The 20,011-nt window shown below is 58.9% G+C and carries 21 protein-coding genes and 2 pseudogenes; 18 read left to right on the plus strand and 5 right to left on the minus strand.

Annotated elements, in window-relative coordinates:
* Window positions 1-780 precede the first annotated feature (780 nt).
* Window positions 781-1,080, plus strand: a complete 300-nt coding sequence (locus ACP2YO_RS07545) for a hypothetical protein (RefSeq protein ID WP_426440303.1) — start codon at window positions 781-783, stop codon at window positions 1,078-1,080.
* Window positions 1,081-1,307: 227 nt separating this feature from the next.
* Here ACP2YO_RS07545 and ACP2YO_RS07550 read toward each other — a convergent pair.
* Window positions 1,308-1,492 (minus strand): annotated as a pseudogene (locus ACP2YO_RS07550) (FAD-binding protein); the annotation flags it as partial.
* Window positions 1,493-1,646: 154 nt separating this feature from the next.
* Here ACP2YO_RS07550 and ACP2YO_RS07555 point away from each other — a divergent pair.
* The 12 genes from ACP2YO_RS07555 (at window position 1,647) to ACP2YO_RS07610 (ending at window position 13,429) form a co-directional block, all read left to right on the plus strand.
* The gene (locus ACP2YO_RS07555) at window positions 1,647-1,967 is read left to right on the plus strand and encodes a helix-turn-helix domain-containing protein (protein WP_426440304.1); all 321 of its coding nucleotides are present in this window, start codon (window positions 1,647-1,649) and stop codon (window positions 1,965-1,967) included.
* Window positions 1,967-3,982 (plus strand): hydrogenase 4 subunit B, encoded by a 2,016-nt coding sequence (gene hyfB / locus ACP2YO_RS07560; protein ID WP_426440305.1) that lies wholly within the window; start codon window positions 1,967-1,969, stop codon window positions 3,980-3,982. The genes ACP2YO_RS07555 and hyfB overlap by 1 nt, the downstream gene beginning before the upstream one ends.
* Complete coding sequence (locus ACP2YO_RS07565) at window positions 3,973-4,929, plus strand: respiratory chain complex I subunit 1 family protein (RefSeq protein WP_426440306.1); 957 nt, start codon at window positions 3,973-3,975, stop codon at window positions 4,927-4,929. Before hyfB ends, ACP2YO_RS07565 begins: the two co-directional genes overlap by 10 nt.
* A gap of 5 nt (window positions 4,930-4,934) precedes the next feature.
* A complete protein-coding gene (locus tag ACP2YO_RS07570) occupies window positions 4,935-5,597 on the plus strand; it encodes a hydrogenase-4 component E (protein ID WP_426443098.1) in 663 nt (220 codons plus the stop codon).
* Window positions 5,594-7,045, plus strand: coding sequence for a hydrogenase 4 subunit F (locus ACP2YO_RS07575; RefSeq protein WP_426440307.1), 1,452 nt, complete (start codon window positions 5,594-5,596; stop codon window positions 7,043-7,045). The genes ACP2YO_RS07570 and ACP2YO_RS07575 overlap by 4 nt, the downstream gene beginning before the upstream one ends.
* Before the next feature lie 18 nt (window positions 7,046-7,063).
* The gene (locus ACP2YO_RS07580; RefSeq protein WP_426440308.1) at window positions 7,064-8,575 is read left to right on the plus strand and encodes an NADH-quinone oxidoreductase subunit C; all 1,512 of its coding nucleotides are present in this window, start codon (window positions 7,064-7,066) and stop codon (window positions 8,573-8,575) included.
* Window positions 8,576-8,587: 12 nt separating this feature from the next.
* Window positions 8,588-9,121, plus strand: a complete 534-nt coding sequence (locus ACP2YO_RS07585) for an NADH-quinone oxidoreductase subunit B family protein (RefSeq protein WP_426440309.1) — start codon at window positions 8,588-8,590, stop codon at window positions 9,119-9,121.
* Window positions 9,122-9,207: 86 nt separating this feature from the next.
* Window positions 9,208-9,624: a hypothetical protein gene (locus ACP2YO_RS07590; protein ID WP_426440310.1), complete on the plus strand. Its 417-nt coding sequence runs from the start codon at window positions 9,208-9,210 to the stop codon at window positions 9,622-9,624.
* Between the two features lie 253 nt (window positions 9,625-9,877).
* The gene (locus tag ACP2YO_RS07595) at window positions 9,878-10,633 is read left to right on the plus strand and encodes a class I SAM-dependent methyltransferase (protein ID WP_426440311.1); all 756 of its coding nucleotides are present in this window, start codon (window positions 9,878-9,880) and stop codon (window positions 10,631-10,633) included.
* 21 nt (window positions 10,634-10,654) lie between these two features.
* Window positions 10,655-12,253, plus strand: a complete 1,599-nt coding sequence (locus tag ACP2YO_RS07600; protein WP_426440312.1) for a phosphoenolpyruvate carboxykinase — start codon at window positions 10,655-10,657, stop codon at window positions 12,251-12,253.
* An 81-nt stretch (window positions 12,254-12,334) separates the two neighbouring features.
* Window positions 12,335-12,604, plus strand: coding sequence for a DUF983 domain-containing protein (locus tag ACP2YO_RS07605; RefSeq protein WP_426440313.1), 270 nt, complete (start codon window positions 12,335-12,337; stop codon window positions 12,602-12,604).
* Window positions 12,605-12,874: 270 nt separating this feature from the next.
* Window positions 12,875-13,429 (plus strand): hypothetical protein, encoded by a 555-nt coding sequence (locus ACP2YO_RS07610; RefSeq protein ID WP_426440314.1) that lies wholly within the window; start codon window positions 12,875-12,877, stop codon window positions 13,427-13,429.
* 50 nt (window positions 13,430-13,479) lie between these two features.
* Here the strand turns inward: ACP2YO_RS07610 and ACP2YO_RS07615 are convergent, their stop codons facing one another.
* The 3 genes from ACP2YO_RS07615 to ACP2YO_RS07625 all read right to left on the minus strand — a co-directional run bounded on the left by ACP2YO_RS07615 (window position 13,480) and on the right by ACP2YO_RS07625 (window position 15,170).
* Window positions 13,480-13,878, minus strand: a complete 399-nt coding sequence (locus ACP2YO_RS07615; protein WP_426440315.1) for a DUF983 domain-containing protein — start codon at window positions 13,876-13,878, stop codon at window positions 13,480-13,482.
* A 54-nt stretch (window positions 13,879-13,932) separates the two neighbouring features.
* Window positions 13,933-14,718 carry an SMP-30/gluconolactonase/LRE family protein gene (locus ACP2YO_RS07620; protein WP_426440316.1) on the minus strand — a complete coding sequence of 262 codons (786 nt, stop codon included), beginning with the start codon at window positions 14,716-14,718 and terminating at the stop codon, window positions 13,933-13,935.
* A 131-nt stretch (window positions 14,719-14,849) separates the two neighbouring features.
* A complete protein-coding gene (locus ACP2YO_RS07625) occupies window positions 14,850-15,170 on the minus strand; it encodes a helix-turn-helix domain-containing protein (RefSeq protein ID WP_426440317.1) in 321 nt (106 codons plus the stop codon).
* A 267-nt stretch (window positions 15,171-15,437) separates the two neighbouring features.
* Here ACP2YO_RS07625 and ACP2YO_RS07630 point away from each other — a divergent pair, with 267 nt between their 5' ends.
* Window positions 15,438-16,172, plus strand: coding sequence for a spermidine synthase (locus tag ACP2YO_RS07630; RefSeq protein WP_426440318.1), 735 nt, complete (start codon window positions 15,438-15,440; stop codon window positions 16,170-16,172).
* Between the two features lie 132 nt (window positions 16,173-16,304).
* Here the strand turns inward: ACP2YO_RS07630 and ACP2YO_RS07635 are convergent, their stop codons facing one another.
* Window positions 16,305-16,550 (minus strand): PilZ domain-containing protein, encoded by a 246-nt coding sequence (locus tag ACP2YO_RS07635; protein ID WP_426443099.1) that lies wholly within the window; start codon window positions 16,548-16,550, stop codon window positions 16,305-16,307.
* Window positions 16,551-16,894: 344 nt separating this feature from the next.
* Between ACP2YO_RS07635 and ACP2YO_RS07640 the strand changes: the two genes are divergently transcribed.
* The 4 genes and pseudogenes from ACP2YO_RS07640 (at window position 16,895) to ACP2YO_RS07655 (ending at window position 19,910) form a co-directional block, all read left to right on the plus strand.
* Window positions 16,895-17,455, plus strand: a complete 561-nt coding sequence (locus ACP2YO_RS07640) for a pirin family protein (RefSeq protein ID WP_426440319.1) — start codon at window positions 16,895-16,897, stop codon at window positions 17,453-17,455.
* A gap of 79 nt (window positions 17,456-17,534) precedes the next feature.
* Window positions 17,535-17,939, plus strand: a pseudogene (locus ACP2YO_RS07645) (DoxX family protein).
* Window positions 17,940-18,009: 70 nt separating this feature from the next.
* Entirely contained in the window at window positions 18,010-18,171 is a 162-nt protein-coding gene (locus tag ACP2YO_RS07650; RefSeq protein WP_426440320.1) for a hypothetical protein, read from the plus strand.
* Window positions 18,172-18,878: 707 nt separating this feature from the next.
* Window positions 18,879-19,910 (plus strand): IS110 family transposase, encoded by a 1,032-nt coding sequence (locus ACP2YO_RS07655; protein WP_426440321.1) that lies wholly within the window; start codon window positions 18,879-18,881, stop codon window positions 19,908-19,910.
* Window positions 19,911-20,011: the final 101 nt, after the last annotated feature.

Raw genomic sequence — 20,011 nt, forward strand, 5'->3', positions numbered from 1 at the left:
GTCGCGTCTGAGCGTCGTTCTAAAAAGTCGTCCGTGAAGAACCGCTAAGCGACCGACTTAGAATCGTATTTCTTTGATGCGGGCTGTTTTGAGATTGCAAGGTTTAGGGCTTTGGGCATCGGAACTTGCAAATTCGATTTCGGGATTTCCTCAAAGGGAGGAGCATGATTCCCTGTCCGCATCCGGGGGACGATGCGGCCGAGGAAGCATACGACGACGGGGTCGAGCGATCTGTTCCGAGCGCGGCTCGACCAGATCATCAATCTGAAACACGAACTGGTTCAGCTTGCCGGCAAGGTGGATGGGGACTGGATCGACAGTGAGATCGCGCCGCGCAGTCATGGCGGGGCTCCGTTTGGAGGAGGCGGCCATCTCCGGCGCCATCTCTCGTCCTTGAGTCAGAAGAGCCACGCGACGCTCCAATTCCTCGCGCGGAATGGCTTGTGTGTTGAGGCAGCCCCTTTGCTCATGCGGGTTGAGCAGACGAAGCGATCCGCACCGCGGGGGGGGGGCGCGCAGCAATGACAGGACATTAGCCCAGACCGCATCGAGAGGCAGCAGCGCGTGCGCCTCCGGAACGCAGCGACCATCGCGTCCTCCTCTGCGGTTAGAACTGTCGAACGCACGATCTTCGGACCATCAGCGCATCGTGAACAAAGGTCCGCTTGCGCCACTTGGAGACTGTCTTCTGATTAAGGCCGTGCTGCGCGGCTAGATCTCTGGGCGGAGCCTTCGATCGCCGTATCGCTGCTCGGATGGCGTGCGTGGTCGGGCGCTGCCGTGAAGTATCTGTACGCCGTGCTCCTTAACGATACGCATCGGTATCTCCGGACCGAGCGCCCATTTGATGAATTCCAACGCCGCCAACTTGTTCTTGGCATTCTTGGGAATGCCGAGCCCCCTGGCTGTTCGAGGCCGGATGGTCGTGGACGGGCCCCGGCGGGCATCCGCACCACGCGTGAGGTGTCCTTCACCTTGTTCTCCTCCGACAGCAGGATCGGCGTCACCCAGGCGCTGGAATGGATGAAGATGTTGGAGCGCCCGGTGAGCAGCGATTGCCGCGCCTGGTCTTCAGTGTAGGTCAGCACGCCGCGCCGCGCACTCTTCAGAAGGTTGGCGTAGAACTCGACGCCCCGGATCGTCTCCGGCGTGTTCAGCGTCGGCATAATATCAGCAGGCGGGTTCCTGAAGATGTTGCAGCCGGCGCCCTAGATATAAGGTGGCAGGAACCGGTGGAGCAGCTGGAAAGAGACAATGCCGTTGACGCCGTCGGTGCCGTTGATCTTACCGATCACCTGCTGCGCTCAGCGAAGGTTGGCTGCAATGCCGCCCTGGCGGCGACCGTATGGCTACGAGTCGGAAACACCTTTGCGATGCAGGCGGTCGTTAAACCAACCTCCACGGCGCCCTGAGTGGCTCGCAAACCAGCTCCTCCGGCACCGACCACATCAAATGTACGGTCGACAAATTCGTAAGCGCGCGTCGAACTCATGCTGTCCCTCGACGCACCGGGATTGGATGCCGACAATTCTCTTATCGCTTAGATTAGATGTTTTAAATATCACTAATTGACAATATAACATGATTAGTTAGGATGCAAGGATGACGTTCGGTCTTCATTTGGGTCCGGGTGGTGGGGCAATCCGATGATCACAGCGGCTCAACTGCGGGCGGCCAGGGTACTCCTCGGTATCGATCAGCGTCGGCTCGCAGAAATGTCCGGACTGTCGGCGCCGACCATCCAACGGATGGAGGCTAGTGAGGCAATGGTTCGTGGCAATGTCGATTCGCTGGTGAAGCTGATTACAGCGCTCGAGGCCGCCGGCATTGAGTTGATGGACGAGGGCGCTGTCAGTAGCGCCGATGGACGCGGGGTGCGGCTGAAACTCAATTCCAGATCAGCAAAAATCTATTTGAACAATCGGATAGAAAGCAAAGCGTCTAGCGGAACGAAGGCGCGCACGTAATGTCGGCTGTCGTTTTGCAAATGTTGTGTGTTGCCGGATTGCTTGGGTCGGCAGTTCTGGCGATTGTTGTGAGTCGCTCAAAGATGGCCACGGCCATCATCTACTGCGCGACGTTGGCAGCGTCTGCGATCGCGTTGATTGGGTCCATCCACTGGTTGCTTGGCGATACGGCGAACGCCACCGATCTGACCCTTCCGATCGGGTTGCCATGGCTTGGCTCCCATTTTCGCCTCGACTCACTGGCCTCGTTTTTCCTTGTTGTTGTTAATCTCGGAGGAGCCACGGCAAGCCTTTACGGCCTCGGCTACGGCCATCACGAGCCGGTGCCGCACCGTGTGCTTCCCTTTTTCCCCGCCTTTCTGGCCGGCATGAATCTCGTGGTGCTGGCGGATGATGCGTTTTCCTATCTGCTGTGCTGGGAATTCATGTCGCTGGTCTCTTGGGCGCTGGTGATGGCGCACCACCGTGAAGCGGGCAACGCAAGGGCCGGCTACGTGTACCTGGTGATGGCGAGCTTCGGCACGCTCGCACTGCTGCTGGCCTTCGGCCTGCTGGCGGGACCCGCGGGCGATTACGGATTTGCAGCCATTCGCACGGCTCAACATACGCCCTCCCTGGCCACGTTGGTGTTGATCCTGACGTTGCTCGGAGCCGGTTCGAAGGCCGGCCTGGTGCCGTTGCATGTCTGGCTGCCGCTCGCTCATCCAGCCGCTCCGAGCCACGTCTCGGCTCTGATGAGCGGCGTCATGACCAAGGTCGCGATCTACGGGTTCATTCGCGTCGTGTTCGACCTGCTCGGGCAACCGACCTGGTGGGCGAGCGTGATCGTACTCACCCTTGGCGGTATCACCGCGGTCATGGGGATCCTGTACGCGATGATGGAAAACGACCTGAAGCGGCTACTAGCCTACAGCACAATTGAAAATGTCGGCGTGATTTTTGCGAGCCTCGGCCTCGCGATGGCCTTCCAGGCCAACGGCCTAAAGTTAATGGCGGCACTCGGATTCACCGCGGCACTGTTTCATGTTCTGAACCACTCGCTCTTCAAGAGCTTGCTGTTCTTTGGGGCCGGGGCCGTCCTGACGTCGACGGGCGAGCGGGACATGGACAAATTGGGCGGCCTCATTCATCGCATGCCGTTCGCGAGCTTTGCCGTGTTGGTTGGTTGCGTCGCAATTTCGGCGCTTCCGCCGTTCAACGGCTTCGTTTCGGAATGGCTCATGTTCCAGACCGTGCTGCAAAGTCCGGATCTACCGCAGTGGGCGCTCAAGATCACGGTGCCTGCGGTCGGAGCTTTATTGGCTTTAGCGGCCGCGCTGGCAGCGGCGTGCTTCGTCAAGGTCTATGGCGTGACCTTTCTTGGACGGCCACGCAGCACGGCGGCGGAAACAGCTGACGAAGTGGACCGCTACTCACTTTCGGCAATGTTCATCCTCGCCGCATTATGCTTGCTGGCTGGAATCCTGCCGGGGTTCGTGATCGATGCGCTTTCGCCGATCACGGTTCAGATCCTCGGCGGCCGCATGCCGATCCAGGCCAACGAAGCCTGGCTTTCGATCGTCCCGATTGCAGAGAGCCGCAGTTCATACAACGGATTACTCGTGATGGTATTCATCACGATATCCGCCTCGCTCGCCGTCTATTTCATTCATCGCTTTGCCTCTCATGCGCTGCGGCGCGGACCGGCCTGGGGCTGCGGTTTTTCCGATCCGACACCCGCGGCCCAATATTCCAGCGGAAGCTTCGCTCAGCCTATTCGCCGCGTGTTTGGTACGCTCGTGTTCCGTGCCCGCGATCATGTCGACATGCCGGCCCCCGGAGATATCAGGTCGGCGCGCCTGCGAATCGAATTGCACGATCTGATCTGGGAGCGAATGTATGAGCCGATAGCAGGCGTGGTTGGCTTCTCTGCCGATAAACTCAATCGCCTGCAGTTCCTGACCATACGACGGTATCTCAGCCTGGTCTTTGCCACCCTCGTTACGCTCCTTCTGGTCCTCGCGATATGGTCGTGATGTCGGACGTTCTTGTGCAAGGCCTGCAGATGCTTCTGGTGCTGCTACTGGCGCCACTGCTGACCGGCTTTGTGCGCAAGATGAAAGCCCGCTTGGTGCGTCGCCAGGGAGCGTCGATCTTTCAACCGTACCGGGACCTCCTGCGATTGCTACGCAAGGAAGTGGTACTGGCGGACAACGCCTCCTGGCTGTTCCGCGTGACGCCTTATGTGACCTTTGCAGCGATCTGGGTTGCGGCCGCCCTGGTGCCGACCTTCGCCACCGGCCTGCTGTTCAACTGGACCGCCGATCTGATTGCCATCGTCGCGCTACTGGGAAGCGCACGGTTCTTTCTCGCGCTCGCGGGGATGGACGTCGGCACCAGTTTCGGCGGCATCGGCTCGAGCCGCGAAGTCATGATCGCGGCACTGGCCGAGCCGGCGATGCTTCTGATCTTCTTCTGCATGGCGCTCGTTGCCGGCTCGACCCAGCTTTCGACGGTGGCAAATGTCATGGCCTCGTCCTATGTGGGCTTGCGGGTATCGCTGGGAATGGCGCTCATCGCGCTGATCATGGTGGCGCTCGCCGAGAACGCGCGAATCCCGGTTGACAACCCGGCCACGCATCTCGAGCTCACCATGGTGCATGAGGCGATGGTTCTTGAATATTCCGGGCGCCATCTCGCAATGATCGAATTCGGCGCGTTTCTCAAGCTCTTGCTCTATATCTCGCTGATCGCTTGCGTGTTCCTGCCCTGGAAGATCGCCGTGTTCGGCACCGGGCCGCTGTCTTACGCCATCGGCGCCGGTGCCTACGTCGTCAAGCTCGCGGTTGCCGGCTTTTTCCTGGCGTTGTTCGAGACCGCCACGGCAAAGATGAGGGTTTTCCGCGTTCCGCAATTTCTTGGCGCGGCGCTCATGCTGGGCTTGCTCGGCACGCTGCTGCTGTTCGTGTCGAGGAGCTTCTGATGCAGATGCACAGCCTGTTCTTCGACGTCTCGCACACGCTCGCCGGCGGGCTCGTCCTCATCAGCTTCATGATGCTGTACCAGGACCGGCTTTATTCACTGCTCAACGTCTTTGCGCTTCACGCCCTGGTGCTGGCGCTTTCCGTCGCTTGGCAGGCCTACATCCAGAACGCGCCTCATCTGTACGTGACTGCGGCAATCGCGCTGGTCTTCAAGGCGATCGTCATCCCGGTGGCGCTGCACCGCATCGTCCAGCAACTCGGGATTCACCGCGACATCGAGTCGGCCGTGGGGATCGGCCCGACGATGCTGGCCGGGATGGGGCTGGTTGCCCTCTCCATGGTGCTGATGCTGCGGGTTACCGCGGAGGCCGACCCCTTGGCCCGCGAGGATCTCGCCTTCGCCCTGTCGGTCGTGTTGCTAGGACTCCTGGTCATGGTGACGCGCCGCAATGCGGTTAGCCAGGTCGTTGGGTTCATGTCGCTCGAGAACGGATTGGTGCTGGCGGCCACCGGCGCCAAAGGCATGCCGCTGGTCGTCGAGATCAGCGTGGCTTTTTCGATCCTGATCGCCTTCATCGTCATCGGCATCTTCCTGTTCCGGATCCGCGAACGCTTCGATTCCGTGGATATCTCGGCCCTCGACGACTTCCGGGGTGAGCGCCGATGAGCGTCTACGCCTTCGATGCTGTGGCGGCTGTCCTTTTGATTCCGATCGGCTCGGCCGCGTTGATGGCCGTGCTGCCCGGCTATCGTCTAACGGCGCGATTGAATGTTGTTGCGAGTCTCGCGACATTTCTTTCGGCGCTTTCACTGTTCGTGATCGAACGTCCGCAGCCGGGGCCGTATGTGCAGATCGACGATCTCAACATCGTCTTCATCGTGCTCAATACCTTCGTAGGCTTCACAACCAGTATCTTCAGCGCGAGCTACATCGCACACGAACTCGAAACCGGCCGATTGACGCCCGTCTATCTGCGTTTCTACCACGCCATGTATCAGACCATGATGTTCGGCATGAACCTCGCTTTCATGTCAAACAATATCGGTCTGATGTGGGTCGCGGTGGAAGTGGCGACCCTGACGACGGTGCTAATGGTCGGCATCTATCGCACCCACGCCGCTTTGGAAGCGGCATGGAAGTATTTCATCCTGGGCAGTGTCGGAATAGCGTTCGCGCTGTTCGGCACGATCCTGGTCTATATGGCGGCGCGTCCGGTCGTGGGTGAGGGCCAGGACGGCATGGTCTGGACGGTGTTGCTCGAACGCGCGGGCAGTTTCGATCCAGCGCTTCTCAACGTAGCCTTTGTGTTCCTGTTTCTCGGATATGGGACAAAAGTCGGCCTCGCGCCGCTGCATGCCTGGCTGCCCGACGCGCACGCCGAAGGTCCTACGCCAATATCCGCGGTATTGTCTGGGCTGCTGCTGAACGTCGCGCTCTATGCGCTCTTGCGATTCAAGATGTTGCTTGCCGCCAATCCAGCAGCGATTGCGCCCGGTCCCCTGATGGCGACGATGGGCCTGCTCTCCCTGGTCTTCGCGGCGTTCATGCTCTATGGCCGGCGCGACATTAAACGCCTGTTCGCCTACTCTTCGATCGAACACATGGGCATCATCGTCTTTGCGTTTGGAATGGGCGGCCCGCTCGCCAATTTTGCCGGTCTGTTGCATATGGTGATGCACAGCCTGACCAAGTCGGCGATCTTCTACGCGGTCGGCCATATTTCGCAGATCAAGGGCACGCAGAGGATCGCCAATATCCGCGGCTTGACGGTGACGCATCCGGCACTCGGCTGGGGTCTTGTGATGGGCGTCGCCGCAATCGTAGGTTTGCCGCCTCTTGGCATTTTCATGAGTGAGTTTCTCGTCGTGAGTTCGACTTTTGCGCGCCAGCCGCTGTTGGCGATCGTGCTGGTCTTCGGACTGCTGTTGGCGTTCGGCGCATTGACGTTGCGCCTGACCAGCGTCGCGTTCGGCGAGCCGCGCGGCAGCAAGAAGCCGGCGGACGCTTCTTATGTACCGATGTTTGCGCATCTCTCCCTGGTTCTCGGCGCGGGGGTCTATCTTCCCGCTCCGCTCGTGGTCTGGTTCCAGCACGTGGCCCGCCTGCTTGGATAGTCTGGAGATAAACGGAATATGCCGTCGCTGATCGATCTGACGCTGGAGGGCCGCAAGATTGGGCTACACCACCCGTGGCCGCGTACCGTGGTCGACACGCCAGTGTGGGAATTTGCAGCCAGTGAACTCGCCCATGGACGTTGGAGCCTGCTTGGTCTTTGGGGCGAACCGTCAACGGTGCACATGGCAATCATGGATCGGGATACGGCTGACATCGCGATAGTCAGCCTCGATTGCCCGGACCGCAACTATCCTTCGGTCGGCAAGCACCATCCGCCGGCGCTTCGACTGGAGCGCACCACCCATGATCTGTTCGGACTATCCGCCAAGGGCTTGCCCGATATCCGCCCCTGGCTGGATCACAACCGTTGGGGCTTACGCTTCCCATTAGGGAATCGCATTGCCGCGCTGTCGAAGGCGCCCCCTTATCCCTTCCTGCCGGTAGAGGGTGACAGCCTGCATCAGATCGCTGTCGGCCCGGTGCATGCGGGCATCATCGAACCCGGACATTTTCGGTTTACGGCGAGCGGTGAGACTGTGATCCGGCTGGAACAGCGGCTTGGATATACCCACAAGGGTATTGAGGGTCTCATGACCGGAGCCAATCTTGAACGGGCTGTGCAGCTCGCCGGACGCGTGTCGGGCGACAGCACGGTCGCCTATGCCTTTGCATTTTCGCGAGCGGCCGAAGCCGCCTTACAACTTGTCGTGCCGGATCGCGCGGTTTGGCTGCGGGCGCTGCTTGCTGAACTTGAACGGCTTGCCAACCATCTCGGCGACATCGGCGCAATCTGCAACGACGCCTCCTTCGCACTGATGCACGCTCTTTGCAGCGTGTTGCGAGAGAGCATTCTGCGCGCATCCAATACCGCATTCGGTCATCGCTTGATGCGGGATATTATCGTGCCCGGTGGCGTGACCCGTGACATCGACGATAAAGGGATGGAGGCCATCCAGGCGACGCTGGATACCATCCGCCAGCGGTTTCCAGCTTTGGTCGAGCTCTACGACAATACGGCATCGCTGCAGGACCGTACGGTCGATACCGGCGTGCTTAAGCCTGCATTGGCCAAGCAGTATGCCGCTGGAGGCTATATCGGCCGCGCCTCCGGCCGCTCCTTCGATGCGCGCCGGACCTTGGCCTATCCACCTTACGATAGCCTGCACTTTGACGTGCCTGTCCTGAATGACGGGGATGTCAACGCACGCGTCTGGATCCGCGTTCGCGAGGTTGAACAGAGTCTTCTGCTGATCGACCAAATATTGGACGGGCTTCCCGATGGCCCGCTGGGAACTCATGCTGGGCATCGGCGGGAGGCGCGGGAAGGCATGGCGATCGTCGAGGGATTTCGCGGCGACGTCCTGGTTTGGCTCCGCCTACAGGATGGCCGCGTCGAACGATGTCACATGCGCGACCCGTCGTGGTTTCAATGGCCGCTTCTTGAAGCTGCAATCGAGGGCAATATCGTTGCGGATTTTCCGCTCTGCAACAAATCGTTCAACTGCTCTTATTCGGGCCAAGACGTCTAAGGAAAGCACAAGATGCGCAAGCTGCTTTTTGAAAGTCTGTTTCGCCGGCCATTCACGGAGCAGGCGCCGTCTTCGAACGACGCCGCGGTAACAGAACTCGCAGCAGCTGTTGGCCGCGCTGCGCGGCGGCGTCTCGGCCGAAGTCTATCGATACGCGAAGTCGACGCTGGATCTTGCAATGGATGCGAACTCGAGATCCACGCGCTTAACAACGCCTACTACGATGCGGAGCGCTTCGGCCTCCGGTTCGTGGCTTCGCCGCGCCACGCAGACGTAATAATGGTGACCGGGCCCGTGACCAGGAACATGCGCGAAGCGCTGGAGCGCACCTATGATGCGGTTCCCAATCCGAAATGGGTTGTCGCAGTCGGCGATTGCGCCCGGGACGGTGGATGTTTTGCCGGCAGCTATGCGGTGGTTGGAGGGGTCTCGCAAGTCGTTCCGGTCGATCTCCATATTCCGGGTTGTCCGCCATCGCCCGTTACGATCTTGCAGGGGCTTCTCGCCTTGCTCGATCGAACGGCCAAAAGCGCAGCTTCCACTTGAGGCTCCGAGGACGTCTCCGGCTTTTCCAGGCCGGCTTGGTGGCAGGATGCGCTCAGATCGCAATAGACTTTGCGACGACATCGTTGGTGATCCTTTTTGCTCAGTATCGAGATGATAATGCTATCGCGTCCGGCCGCGACCCTGCGCTCTCGGTGATCTCGTTACTGCCATTGATCTACGTTGTGTTAGCCGCAGGAATAGCGCTGACAAAGCACCGCTATGTCACATTGACGAGCGCGCGAATCCGCTACGCATCGCGCCTTGTGTCACCTTCCGATCCTGATCGGCTGAGCGGAACGCTCGCCATCTGCTTCTTTTTTGCGTCGATCGGATGCGCATCGTTTGCGCTGCAGCCGCCTCCCGCCATCCTAATAGCCATGAACTGGCATCTCGGGTCCCAAGCGGCTGCGCCCTTGTTGTGGCCGGCACTGATGAGCGTCTGCGTGGCCAGTTTCGGAGCAAACGCCCATGCTGCGGTCGATGCGTATCCCTTTGACAGCTAATTGGCGGTGGCAAAGCCTTTGCTTTGGCTCCACGCTATCTCCGGATCTCTCAACGCCCCCGCGTTACTTTTCGTTCCCGAAACAACGGGATGGGGTCTAAACGCCGATAGGAACGGCGCTTCCATCGCTGAACGCCGGACCCGCACAGTTCGTGATCCCGGAGATGCGACTCGACTCAACTCTGATCGTTAGCTATACGGATATAGAAGATCGTTACTGATGTCAGGTACATCATATTTAACGAGAACATGCTTTGAAGATCCTCGGCAGATACACGGGCAAGCTGGGCGAAATCGAGATCTGGGAAAGCAAACAGACGGGCGACCGCCTGTATCGCGAAGGCGAGCTTTTCCAGAGTGAAAGCTCGGCGTCTGGTGAAAGCCGCTTTCCATACGTGAAGATGATGGAAGTGTTTTTAAGCGACGCGAAGAGTGTCCTCCTTCTAGGATGCGGCGGAGGCAATCTGGCGACGATGCTGGCACGCCAAGGCAAGAGCGTGACCATCGTCGACCACGACCCAGTCAGCTTCGACCTCGCGCGACGCTTTTTCGGTTTGCCGGGACAAATTCCCTGCGTTGTCTCAGATTTTAGAGAATATCTTTTGGCCGAGACGCGAAGTTTCGACGGTATCGCGATCGATGTCGGCGGACCCGGATTTTGTTTCGAGGAACAATTCGATCCAGCAACCTGCCATTCGATCACGGCGCTGCTCAAACCTGGCGGGCGTGCGGTTCTGAACATGCTTGTCGCGACCGATTTCGACGCGGCGCCTGACTTGATCGGCGGCGATCTGTCCGAAGGTCACATGACTTCATGGATATTCGATCAACCGGGATGTCTAAACCGAAATGTCCTCATCGCCTGCCTGCCTAGGCAGCGTCAGGCCGCTAATCGGCGCTACATGGCGAAGTTTTCTCAAACCGTCGGCTGTGGTTGGGCGCCGCGGCGCCCACGTCGACCTTCGCACGACAGTAGAGCTGTCGTTGTTGACATCGCATGCGCGTCCTGATCCGCGCCAGGGAGAAACGAGATGTTGGAACAAGGCACACGCAACCCGGAATTCGGGGCAGACAAATTCGGGTTCAGAGATCTCAAAGGGTTGAACTGGAACTTCATCGAACCCGAACTTTACGAATGCGCCCTCAAGGACGGTGAAGCGCAGGTCACCTCCGGCGGCGCGCTGTGCGCCGAAACCGGCGTGCATACCGGCCGCAGCCCAAAGGACAAATATATTGTCTGCGACGACCAGACGGAGCAAACCATCTGGTGGGAAAACAATGGCAAGATGACCCCAGCGCAATTTGCGCGGCTGTATCAGGACTTCATTGCTCACTCCGCCGGCAAGACCTTGTATGCCCAGGATCTACGCGCCGGTGCCGATCCGGAACTCGGAATGCGGACGCGCGTCTTTACGACGCTTGCTTGGCACTCCCTTTTCATTCGGACACTGTTGATTAGGCCCAATCGGAGCGAACTCGCGACATTCGTACCGGAGCTCACGATCTATTCCTGCCCAAGCTTCAAGGCGGATCCCAAGCGTCATGGCGTTCGCAGCGATACGGTGATCGCGATCGATTTGTCGCGGAAGATCGTCTTGATAGGAGGAAGTTCGTACGCCGGCGAGATCAAGAAGGCCGTGTTTACGACATTGAATTACTTTCTTCCTGCTCAAAGCGTCATGCCGATGCATTGTTCCGCAAATGTCGGCCCGCGGGATGATGCGGCCATCTTCTTCGGTTTGTCTGGAACCGGGAAAACAACTCTGTCAGCCGATCCGGGACGCACACTGATCGGTGACGACGAGCACGGTTGGAGCTCTAAGGGCATCTTCAATTTCGAGGGCGGCTGTTATGCGAAGGCGATCAGGCTGAGTGCTGAAGCCGAGCCAGCCATATATGCGACCACTCAGCGCTTTGGAACGATCCTTGAGAACGTTGCTTTCGATCCGATAACGCGCGTCTGCGATTTCGACGATGGCTCGAAGACGGAGAATACGCGTGCCGCGTATCCGATGCACTTCATCCCCAATGCGTCAAAAACCGGACGCGCCGGACATCCGAAGAATCTTGTCATGTTGACTGCGGACGCTTTCGGCGTGATGCCTCCCATTGCCAAGTTGACCGCGGCGGAAGCCATGTTTCACTTCCTGTCGGGGTATACCGCCAAGGTCGCTGGAACGGAAAAGGGTGTGGTTGAGCCTGAGGCTACCTTCTCGACGTGCTTTGGTGCGCCATTCATGCCCCGGCACCCCGCGATCTACGGCGATCTGCTGCGTGCGTTCATTGCAGAGCACAACGTAACGTGCTGGCTGGTGAACACCGGTTGGACCGGGGGAGGATACGGTGTCGGGCAACGGATGCCCATCAAGGTGACCCGTACTCTGCTGACGGCCGCACTCGACGGCACGCTCAACGACGGCGAATTCTACACGGACAAGAATTTTGGCTTTCAGGTACCTGTATCGGTCAAGGGCGTTGACAGCCGTATCTTGAAGCCCCGGGAGACGTGGAACGACGAGGAGGCGTATGATGCAGCTGCGAGCAAGCTTGTGCGGATGTTCCAGGATAATTTTGCTAAGTTCAGAGGTGTCGTCCAGGCGGACGTCGTGGCAGTGGCGATGTCGGCGTAGGTCCTAACGGGCCGAACAAACGCCTGAGCCGATCAGGGCTCGGGTTCGCTAACCGATCGCCCTCAAATCGGGATAACTCGGATGTCCGCAAGCGATTTACATTTTCCCGTACGCATCTGGCGGGCAATCGCTCGGGCCATAGCCGGAAAGTGTCCCGTGTGCGGTCGGGGGAAGCTCTTCCGGAGTTATCTGCATAAGGTGGAAAACCGCGCTTCCTGCGGCGAGCACTACGGAAAAACTCACGCCGACGACGGACCGGCATGGCTGACGATCCTCATCGTCGGCCATTTGGTCGTGCCGTCGGCACTATATGCCGGGACCACCTTTCGCTGGCCTCTTTGGGTGAGCTAACAGTCTGGCCGCTGACTGCGGTGGCGCTGACATCGACTATTCTGCCACGTGCGAAGGCCGTCTTCATCGCGGCAATCTGGGCGACGAAAGCTCCGGGTTTCGAATGACGCGACCGGAAAATAAAGTTCGTCGCATCTTCGTTCGGGCAGCGAGGTAGCGGGAAGCGCATTCGCTTTTTCGGCATTCTCAGCCTACTCGCATCTCGCTTGAGCTTTTGAGTTGGTAGTATCGCGTTGCGGCTCAAGCAGGCAAACTTAAGGTCAACCCGACATGGCCGAAAGCAATGACATGAAGCAAGGAGGCGTCTTAAGGTCTTTTCCGCTTCAGGCTGCGGCCAGCCTTCTATTTTTCTGCCTCGAATTCATATTAGCCATCGAAGCTCGATCCGCGTCGTTGTTTGCGGACAGTATCGCCTTTCTCGAGGCGGCGAGTGTCGGTGTTCTTATGTCGTCTGGACGCAACTGGACCATGCGGGGCCGGGAGGCATTTGCCGGATTCTCCAGAACGATCATTCTCATTCCGACTTGTTTTCTGTTTTGGATGATCGCGGCAAACTATTATGGGACCGCGATCCCGTCCGCGCTACCGCTCGCCGCAACCGGCGCGGTGCTCCTGCTGACCAACATCGCCTGCCTTGTCCTGCCCAGGCAAGGCATGTTCGCGCATCTGGCCGGCACGCTCTCCGACGTTCGCAAACATGCGATCATTAACGCCCTCATCGTTCTAGCCGCATTGTTGACCTGGGCGTCAGGAACGATGTGGCCGGATGTCCTTGTCGCGCTTGGAATTCTATGCGTGAACGCCTGTGCCGCCGAGCATATATAGCTTGTTGCGCGGGAGTTGCCGCCGGTCGATGCTTGATCCGCCAAGGCAGCTCATTCTTCGGCTCGCGGAACGAGCTTTCCCTGCGATGCCTTGTGATGATACTGCAACGCGATCAAAAGACTTTTCAGGCCGCGCAAAGGCCACAGCGTGACGACCAGGATCAACGGGATCCACAGCACCGCGTGGACCCAGTACGGCGGTTGATATTTGACCTCCGTCACTAGAGCGGCTCCGACGACAATGGCGCCGGCGATCATGATGACGAATATGGCAGGCCCGTCGCCGGAGTCGGCAAAGCTGAAATCGAGGCCGCACACGCCGCACTTTGATTTCAGGGTCAAGAATCCCTCAAACAACTTTCCCTTACCACAGCGCGGACATCGACACAGCAGGCCGGTGACATATGGCGATGGTGCTTTTTCCGAGATCTGCTTGTCCGAGACTTCCATCTTTTGCCTTCTGCCCTTCGATTGGGTGGCAACTGGCCAAGCCAACCCGGAACGCTAATGCGAGCGAGTTTCCGCCAAACGTAGAGAACCCACGGCTCCGGGCACGTCGACCGCCGTCGCCTCGACGCGGGCTGTCTGCTGACGGTTGGGATAGTCGTCAAGATTGGCGGCTACCGTCAGACAGAAAAGCGTCCGACCGTCTTGTTCGCCCAACTGACGCGCGACCGCATGCCGGCCCGGTACGTGCACGCGATGGGTGATCCGCCCACCCTGTTGCACACGGACAAAAAGCGACTGTCGGGCGGCGGCCGCCCAGACGGCGCCTTCGGCGTCCTCGCAGATGCCGAGCGGGCTCATCCCCTCGAAGTTGGCGAAAACCTTTCGATGCAGCAATGCTCCGTCGCTGTCGATCTTGAACCCGAGAAGCCGATTTCCGGGTGTCTCCGCAACCAGTAGTTCATGCGAACTTGTGATTGCCAATCCGTTCGGATGCGCGATGTTGTCGGCAACCGATCGGATATTGCCGTCCGGCATTGCGAGAAGAACCCGAGCCGACGCGAAGCCGTCGGGTCCAGCGGCATCCGCGTCGAAAGACGTCACATAGGCGTTCCCATCGCGAGCGACGGCCAGGTCCCGTAGATATCCTGATGCTAGATCGGTCAAGTCGGCATGGATCGTCGGCTTGTCGGCACCGAGTTTCAGGATCAGCCGCTGAGTCATCGAGGCGACCAATAGATCCCCGTCAGGCAAAAAGCCCAGACCGAACGGCCGGCTGGGTACGTCGGCGACGATCGTAACCTTGCCGTCCAGATCGATGCGGAAGATCTTTCCCGCGCGCACATGGGATACCCATAAGGCACCCAGATGCCATCTAGCGCGTTAAGACGCGAGAATCCGCTTGCGAGTACACTTGTCTTCAGCGTCTTCATCATCCTCGATCGGGAAATCCGTATTTCCGGCAGCCGGGGGGCTCATCGCGCCCGTTCCAAAGTCCGCGGCGAAGAAGGCTTGGGCTGCTTCATGTTCTTCATTTTCGGCTTCGTGACGTGCTCCCTGAGACGAACGCCTCGACCACCGGCCGAACTCGCAACTCCCGGATTGATCAATTCGATCCCGGCATTCTCGAGTGCGGAAACCAATTTCATTAGAGAATCGACGTTACCGCGGATAACCCCGTCACTTGCTTCCATGCGTTGAATGGTGGGGACTGAAAGATCAGCGAGTTCGGCCGTCTGCCGCTGGTCTATATTCAGAAGCGCGCGGGCGGCCCTAAGTTGGTTGGCCGTGATCATGAAATGGCAGGCTCCGGTGATACTCTCATCCAGTATATCTACACCATCCGAATTATTGTATCAAGCATCAATCTAGATGCAAAATATATCATTGCCCAGCTCGCGTTCTTTGACACGGATCGAAGCTTGAGCCTTGTTTCGATTTTTCATCGAAGAATGCGGAAACATTACCAGCGGGGCCCGGAATAGTTGGTGCGGCGCAAATTACATGATAAGAGACGTTTAATGCATGTATTCTGATAATCTAATCTTGGGTAGTTGCCTGACGTGAAACTGCTGGGGCGTTATCAAGGAAAGAACGGGCAGATCGATATTGTCGAATGTTCTTGGGACGGCACGCGCGTGTACTTCGAAGAAGGCGTAAGGCAGAGCCAGGCAACGCCCGATGGCGAAAGCGTCTTCACCTATGTCAAGCTCATGGACGAACTCCTATCCCGCTCCGAACATATCCTCGTCCTGGGCTGTGGCGGCGGAAATCTTGCGACGCGGCTGTGGCGTCTCGGCAAGAGACTGACCATCGTCGATATTAATCCGATCAGCTTCGTGCTCGCGCACAGGTATTTCGATCTACCGGACGAGGTGCCCTGCATCGTCTCCGACTTTCGAAAATTCGTGTTCGATGACCGCGCATATTACGACGGCATTGCAATCGACGTCGGTGGACCGGGATTCCGTTTCGCAGAGGAGTTCGATGCGGAGACCTGCGACGCTATCCACGCTCGCCTGGCACCGGGCGGCCGGATCGTGATGAACGCAATGGTCGCACACGACATTGATCCGACACCAGACCGGATCGCAGCCAGACTCGCCGGTGAAGAACTGCGGACATGGATCATCGACGAGCAATTCATCGAGGATCGCAACGCCGTCGTCGCCTGCATCCCTGAGAAGACCTTGGGTTCACGGGCAGCGCTTGATCGCGTGATGCGCCATAGCCACGAGCGCTGGGCGATCCGCCGCGGAAGATTGCGAAGCCGCGATCTTGCCTGTGGATTGCGCTGATGTCGCAGCTTCCGGCGGACCGATGCTAGACGTCGATAACGGGCATCGGGCTCGTGTCCTCCCTAGGGCGAGGGTTGGAAGCGCGAATTGGGGGCTCTTGATCATGTCTTCGAAACTCGAGCGGGTTACTAGCTAACTTGGTTCGAAGCGAACGCCGATACGCTTCTCTTTCCGCCAAACGATGCGACAGGGCAGCTCGCTGCGGTCCGCATCGACTACAAGCGTAAACCGATCGGGTATCCCGACGGGCGATATCACATCGAGCGCTGCGCCTGTTTCCGAGAGGTTCCGAACGGTGCAGTCGATCACGCCGCCACCGAACGAGATGGTCCCCGCTTTCAGCAGTCGTCGCCGCTGTGCTGCTCGCTGTTCTTCCATAGCAACCTGCGCCAGGTCGACCCGTTCGCTTTGCCCAACGCACGACATCGCTGCGCGGCGCCGTTCCCCACGGCAGTTAGGGTCTACGATCTCGAGCAGGCTTTCCGGCAAATGTCTGCAGAATTCAAAGTGAATCCACCTGATGCCATCGATCGACAGCGCCGAGTACGGCATCTCCCCGCGATCTATCTTCCGCTGCACCTCGTGCGACCGGGCGAAGCAAAGGGGGCCTCGGCCCATCCTCATGCAGGCATCGAAACTCTGACCCTGCTCCTCGAAGGGCGGTCGGTCCACAAGGCAGCCTTGGCAATGTCAGCGCGATGTGTCCGGGTGAAGTGCAGTGGATGCGCGCAGGACGCGGCGTGATCCACGATGAATCGCCGGACGAGGTCATGCTTCGCGAGGGCGGCCAGGTGCACGGGGTGCAGTTGTGGATCAACATGCCGAAAGGTGCGAAGCACACGGAGCCCGTCTACAGGCACGTGACTGCGGACGAAATACCGTTGTTGCCGCACGAGACCGGGACGGTCCGCCTTGTTGCAGGGCGGGTCGGCAACGCGACCGGCCCGGTTCGAACCTCCGGCGATCCCTTCGTCGTCCACGCCAGCCTAGCAGCAGGCGGCACACTGCGCATGGATTCCTTGATCCCTTGTGAACTGGCGCTTTACGTCATGACGGGCAGCGTCGCGATCGCCGGAGAGGCCGTCGAGCCAGGAGCGCTTGCCTGCCTTACATCTGGAGACACGATCCACATCGCTGTGACGGAGAACAGCGAGTTGCTCCTGGTCGGCGGCGATCCACTCGACGCTCCCATCGTACGCCACGGTCCTTTCGTCATGAACACCATTTCCGAACTCGAACGGGCGGTCCGTGACTATCACGCGGGCCGGATGGGACAGATCTGACCTGCCTATCGCGCCTATCTTCATCATCAACAAAGACCCGTCAATCCACCAGTCTCAAAACAGAAGGAGTTCCTTTTCCATGTCGACGCCTACGTACCTTCCTGCGCTCGGCCGACTATTGATCGCACTCATCTTCGTCATGTCCGGCCTTTCCAAGATCGCTGCGCCATCCGCCACGATCGCCTACATCTAGTCCTCCGGCGCGCCATTCGCCCCGGGCGCTTTCGCCGTCGCGGTTCTCGTTGAGGTGATTGGCGGGCTCACTCTACTGGTCGGTTTTCAGACCCGCATTGCGGCAGGAGCGCTGGCATTCTTCACGTTGGCCGCCGCCGTGTTGTTCCACAACAACGTGGCCGACCAGAATCAGATGATCCACTTCCTCAAGAACATCGCGATCACTGGCGGTCTTCTTCAGGTGATCGCGTTTGGCGCCGGCGCGTTCAGCTTCGACAACCGGCGCAAGTCCGCTTCCGTCCCGGCGTAAAGTCGCGGGATCAGCGGCCAGCATGCCGTCACACCTATAGCGCGGGTAAAAAAACACCAAAGGTGACTTCATGAAACTCCTTCACGTCGATTCAAGTGTCCTCGAGGCGAATTCCATCAGCCGGCACGTCTCGGCTCACGCGCTGGTGGGCGCCGGCGGAAAGGTCCGCGTCATCGCCGTCGGCGAAACCTGGCTGGTGCGGGAGGTCAAGTCCGCTCTCAAGGAGGGTTAGGATTTCGGGTATCCTTCCCTTGCCGCCGCACCTCGTGCAGGGCGCGGGATAGATTCTGCGACCAGGAGCGGCCTGCTTCACGGGAGGGAAACCGGCGCCGTTGCAGGCGTTGCATCTGATCTCGAAGGGCCCCGGTTTCTGACATGCCAGAGGGCGTTCGAATCCGAAAGCGACGGTGATCCAGGTCAACAGGCCACCATTTTGCTGGACCAGCGCGACAAGACGCTCATCGGAGCCTTTCGGACCGATGAGGAGAGGCCTACCGGTATGCCACCATATTCGGCAAGGGTAGATTGAGCTGCGGGTGGCCCGTCAGACCGGCGATCGCTGTCAGCTTGTTAATCGGCATGGGGTCCGGATGCCGATCGGCCTCCTAAGTGCTTGATCGATTTTGCATCCATGGCGTCAATCTGAGGCTCTGACGCAAATTCGATGATGCGCCGCCTTGCATCAGGGTGATTCACTGAGTCATTCCATCAACATAAGCATGCTCTGTCCGAGATGCGCGGTTAGCTCATGGTCGCACCTCTGTGGCCAGAAGCATTGATGAAAAATCGAGAGTCTTTTCAACGAGATCGACCGGTGAATTTGGTGATCGGCGCGCTTCTTCATCATCGAAAGTGATGGTGTGGAACGGCCCTTCGAAACGGCATCAAAAGTGCCTAGCGTGGTCGCTTCGAGAAGCGCCACAAAGGAAGGACCGTTCCATGGAAAAGATTATCACAGTGGGTTTGGACTTGGCTAAATCGATCCTTCAGGTTCATGGCGTTGGCGAAAACGGGCAGATCATAGTTCGCCGCACTTTGCGACGATCGCAGGTGCTGCCTTTCTTTCGAGGACTCGCTTCTTGCACGGTGGGGATGGAGGCTTGCGCGAGTGCCCATTACTGGGCGCGCGAGATAGCGGCGCTGGGCCACTCGGTCCGCATGATGCCGCCAGCCTATGTAAAGCCATACGTTAAACGCAACAAGACAGACGCAGCCGATGCGGAAGCGATCTGTGAGGCGGTCACTCGTCCGACAATGCGCTTTGTACCTGTAAAGACCGCCGAACAACAAGCAGCAGGCATGATTCTGCGAACGCGAGAGATGCTGATGAGGCAGCGCAGCCAGACGGCAAACGCCCTGCGCGCACATATGGCCGAATTGGGAATTATCGCCGGGACGGGCATGGCGAGCATCGCAAAACTCTTGGTGCTTCTCCGGGACGAGAAAGACAACAGGATCCCAGGCGCCGCCCGCTTTGCCCTGATTCAATTCGCCGAGCAGATTGAGTTGCTGACAGACCGCGTAGAAAAGCTCGACAAGGAGATCTTGGTGGCCGTAAGGCAGGACGCCGATGCGAGACGTCTAATGAGCATCCCCGGCGTCGGTCCTCTCATCGCCGCTACGGTGCGCACATCTGTACTCGATGCACATGCTTTTGCGACTGCACGAGATTTTGCGGCTTGGGTTGGGCTGACCCCGAGGGCACAGTCAAGCGGCGGGAAAGAAAGGCTGGGGGCGATATCAAAGCGTGGAAATAGGCAACTACGGACCCTCTTGATCGTTGGTGCGACCTCCATCATCAAGCTTGCGAAACGAGGCTTGAAGGTTCCGCTCTGGGTTCGGACTATGCTGCAAAGACGGCCGGTCAAGGTCGTATCGGTGGCGCTTGCCAACAAGATTGCGCGCACCATCTGGGCCTTGCTGGTTAGAGGCGGCATCTATCAGGCGCCGGCGGCAATGTTGAAATCCTGAGATAAGAGCTCTCCGGCAGAAGAAGAGCTGCCGAGGAGGCAAGGTGCAAATGCTGGATGAACCTCGAATGACGACATTCCCGGCAGCAATCAGACCGCCTG

This window comes from Bradyrhizobium genosp. P (genome assembly GCF_049949265.1).
GTDB lineage: Bacteria > Pseudomonadota > Alphaproteobacteria > Rhizobiales > Xanthobacteraceae > Bradyrhizobium.

What these genes read in the sequence shown, in the direction of transcription:
- ACP2YO_RS07600 (WP_426440312.1), top strand. Translation starts at nt 10,655, where the DNA reads ATGTTGGAACAAGGCACACGCAACCCGGAATTCGGGGCAGACAAATTC.
- ACP2YO_RS07635 (WP_426443099.1), bottom strand. Translation starts at nt 16,550, where the DNA reads ATGGAAGAACAGCGAGCAGCACAGCGGCGACGACTGCTGAAAGCGGGG.
- ACP2YO_RS07655 (WP_426440321.1), top strand. Translation starts at nt 18,879, where the DNA reads ATGGAAAAGATTATCACAGTGGGTTTGGACTTGGCTAAATCGATCCTT.
- ACP2YO_RS07610 (WP_426440314.1), top strand. Translation starts at nt 12,875, where the DNA reads ATGGCCGAAAGCAATGACATGAAGCAAGGAGGCGTCTTAAGGTCTTTT.
- ACP2YO_RS07565 (WP_426440306.1), top strand. Translation starts at nt 3,973, where the DNA reads ATGGTCGTGATGTCGGACGTTCTTGTGCAAGGCCTGCAGATGCTTCTG.
- ACP2YO_RS07615 (WP_426440315.1), bottom strand. Translation starts at nt 13,878, where the DNA reads ATGGAAGTCTCGGACAAGCAGATCTCGGAAAAAGCACCATCGCCATAT.
- ACP2YO_RS07570 (WP_426443098.1), top strand. Translation starts at nt 4,935, where the DNA reads ATGCACAGCCTGTTCTTCGACGTCTCGCACACGCTCGCCGGCGGGCTC.
- ACP2YO_RS07575 (WP_426440307.1), top strand. Translation starts at nt 5,594, where the DNA reads ATGAGCGTCTACGCCTTCGATGCTGTGGCGGCTGTCCTTTTGATTCCG.
- ACP2YO_RS07585 (WP_426440309.1), top strand. Translation starts at nt 8,588, where the DNA reads ATGCGCAAGCTGCTTTTTGAAAGTCTGTTTCGCCGGCCATTCACGGAG.
- hyfB (WP_426440305.1), top strand. Translation starts at nt 1,967, where the DNA reads ATGTCGGCTGTCGTTTTGCAAATGTTGTGTGTTGCCGGATTGCTTGGG.
- ACP2YO_RS07555 (WP_426440304.1), top strand. Translation starts at nt 1,647, where the DNA reads ATGATCACAGCGGCTCAACTGCGGGCGGCCAGGGTACTCCTCGGTATC.
- ACP2YO_RS07605 (WP_426440313.1), top strand. Translation starts at nt 12,335, where the DNA reads ATGTCCGCAAGCGATTTACATTTTCCCGTACGCATCTGGCGGGCAATC.
- ACP2YO_RS07640 (WP_426440319.1), top strand. Translation starts at nt 16,895, where the DNA reads ATGCGCGCAGGACGCGGCGTGATCCACGATGAATCGCCGGACGAGGTC.
- ACP2YO_RS07650 (WP_426440320.1), top strand. Translation starts at nt 18,010, where the DNA reads ATGAAACTCCTTCACGTCGATTCAAGTGTCCTCGAGGCGAATTCCATC.
- ACP2YO_RS07625 (WP_426440317.1), bottom strand. Translation starts at nt 15,170, where the DNA reads ATGATCACGGCCAACCAACTTAGGGCCGCCCGCGCGCTTCTGAATATA.
- ACP2YO_RS07580 (WP_426440308.1), top strand. Translation starts at nt 7,064, where the DNA reads ATGCCGTCGCTGATCGATCTGACGCTGGAGGGCCGCAAGATTGGGCTA.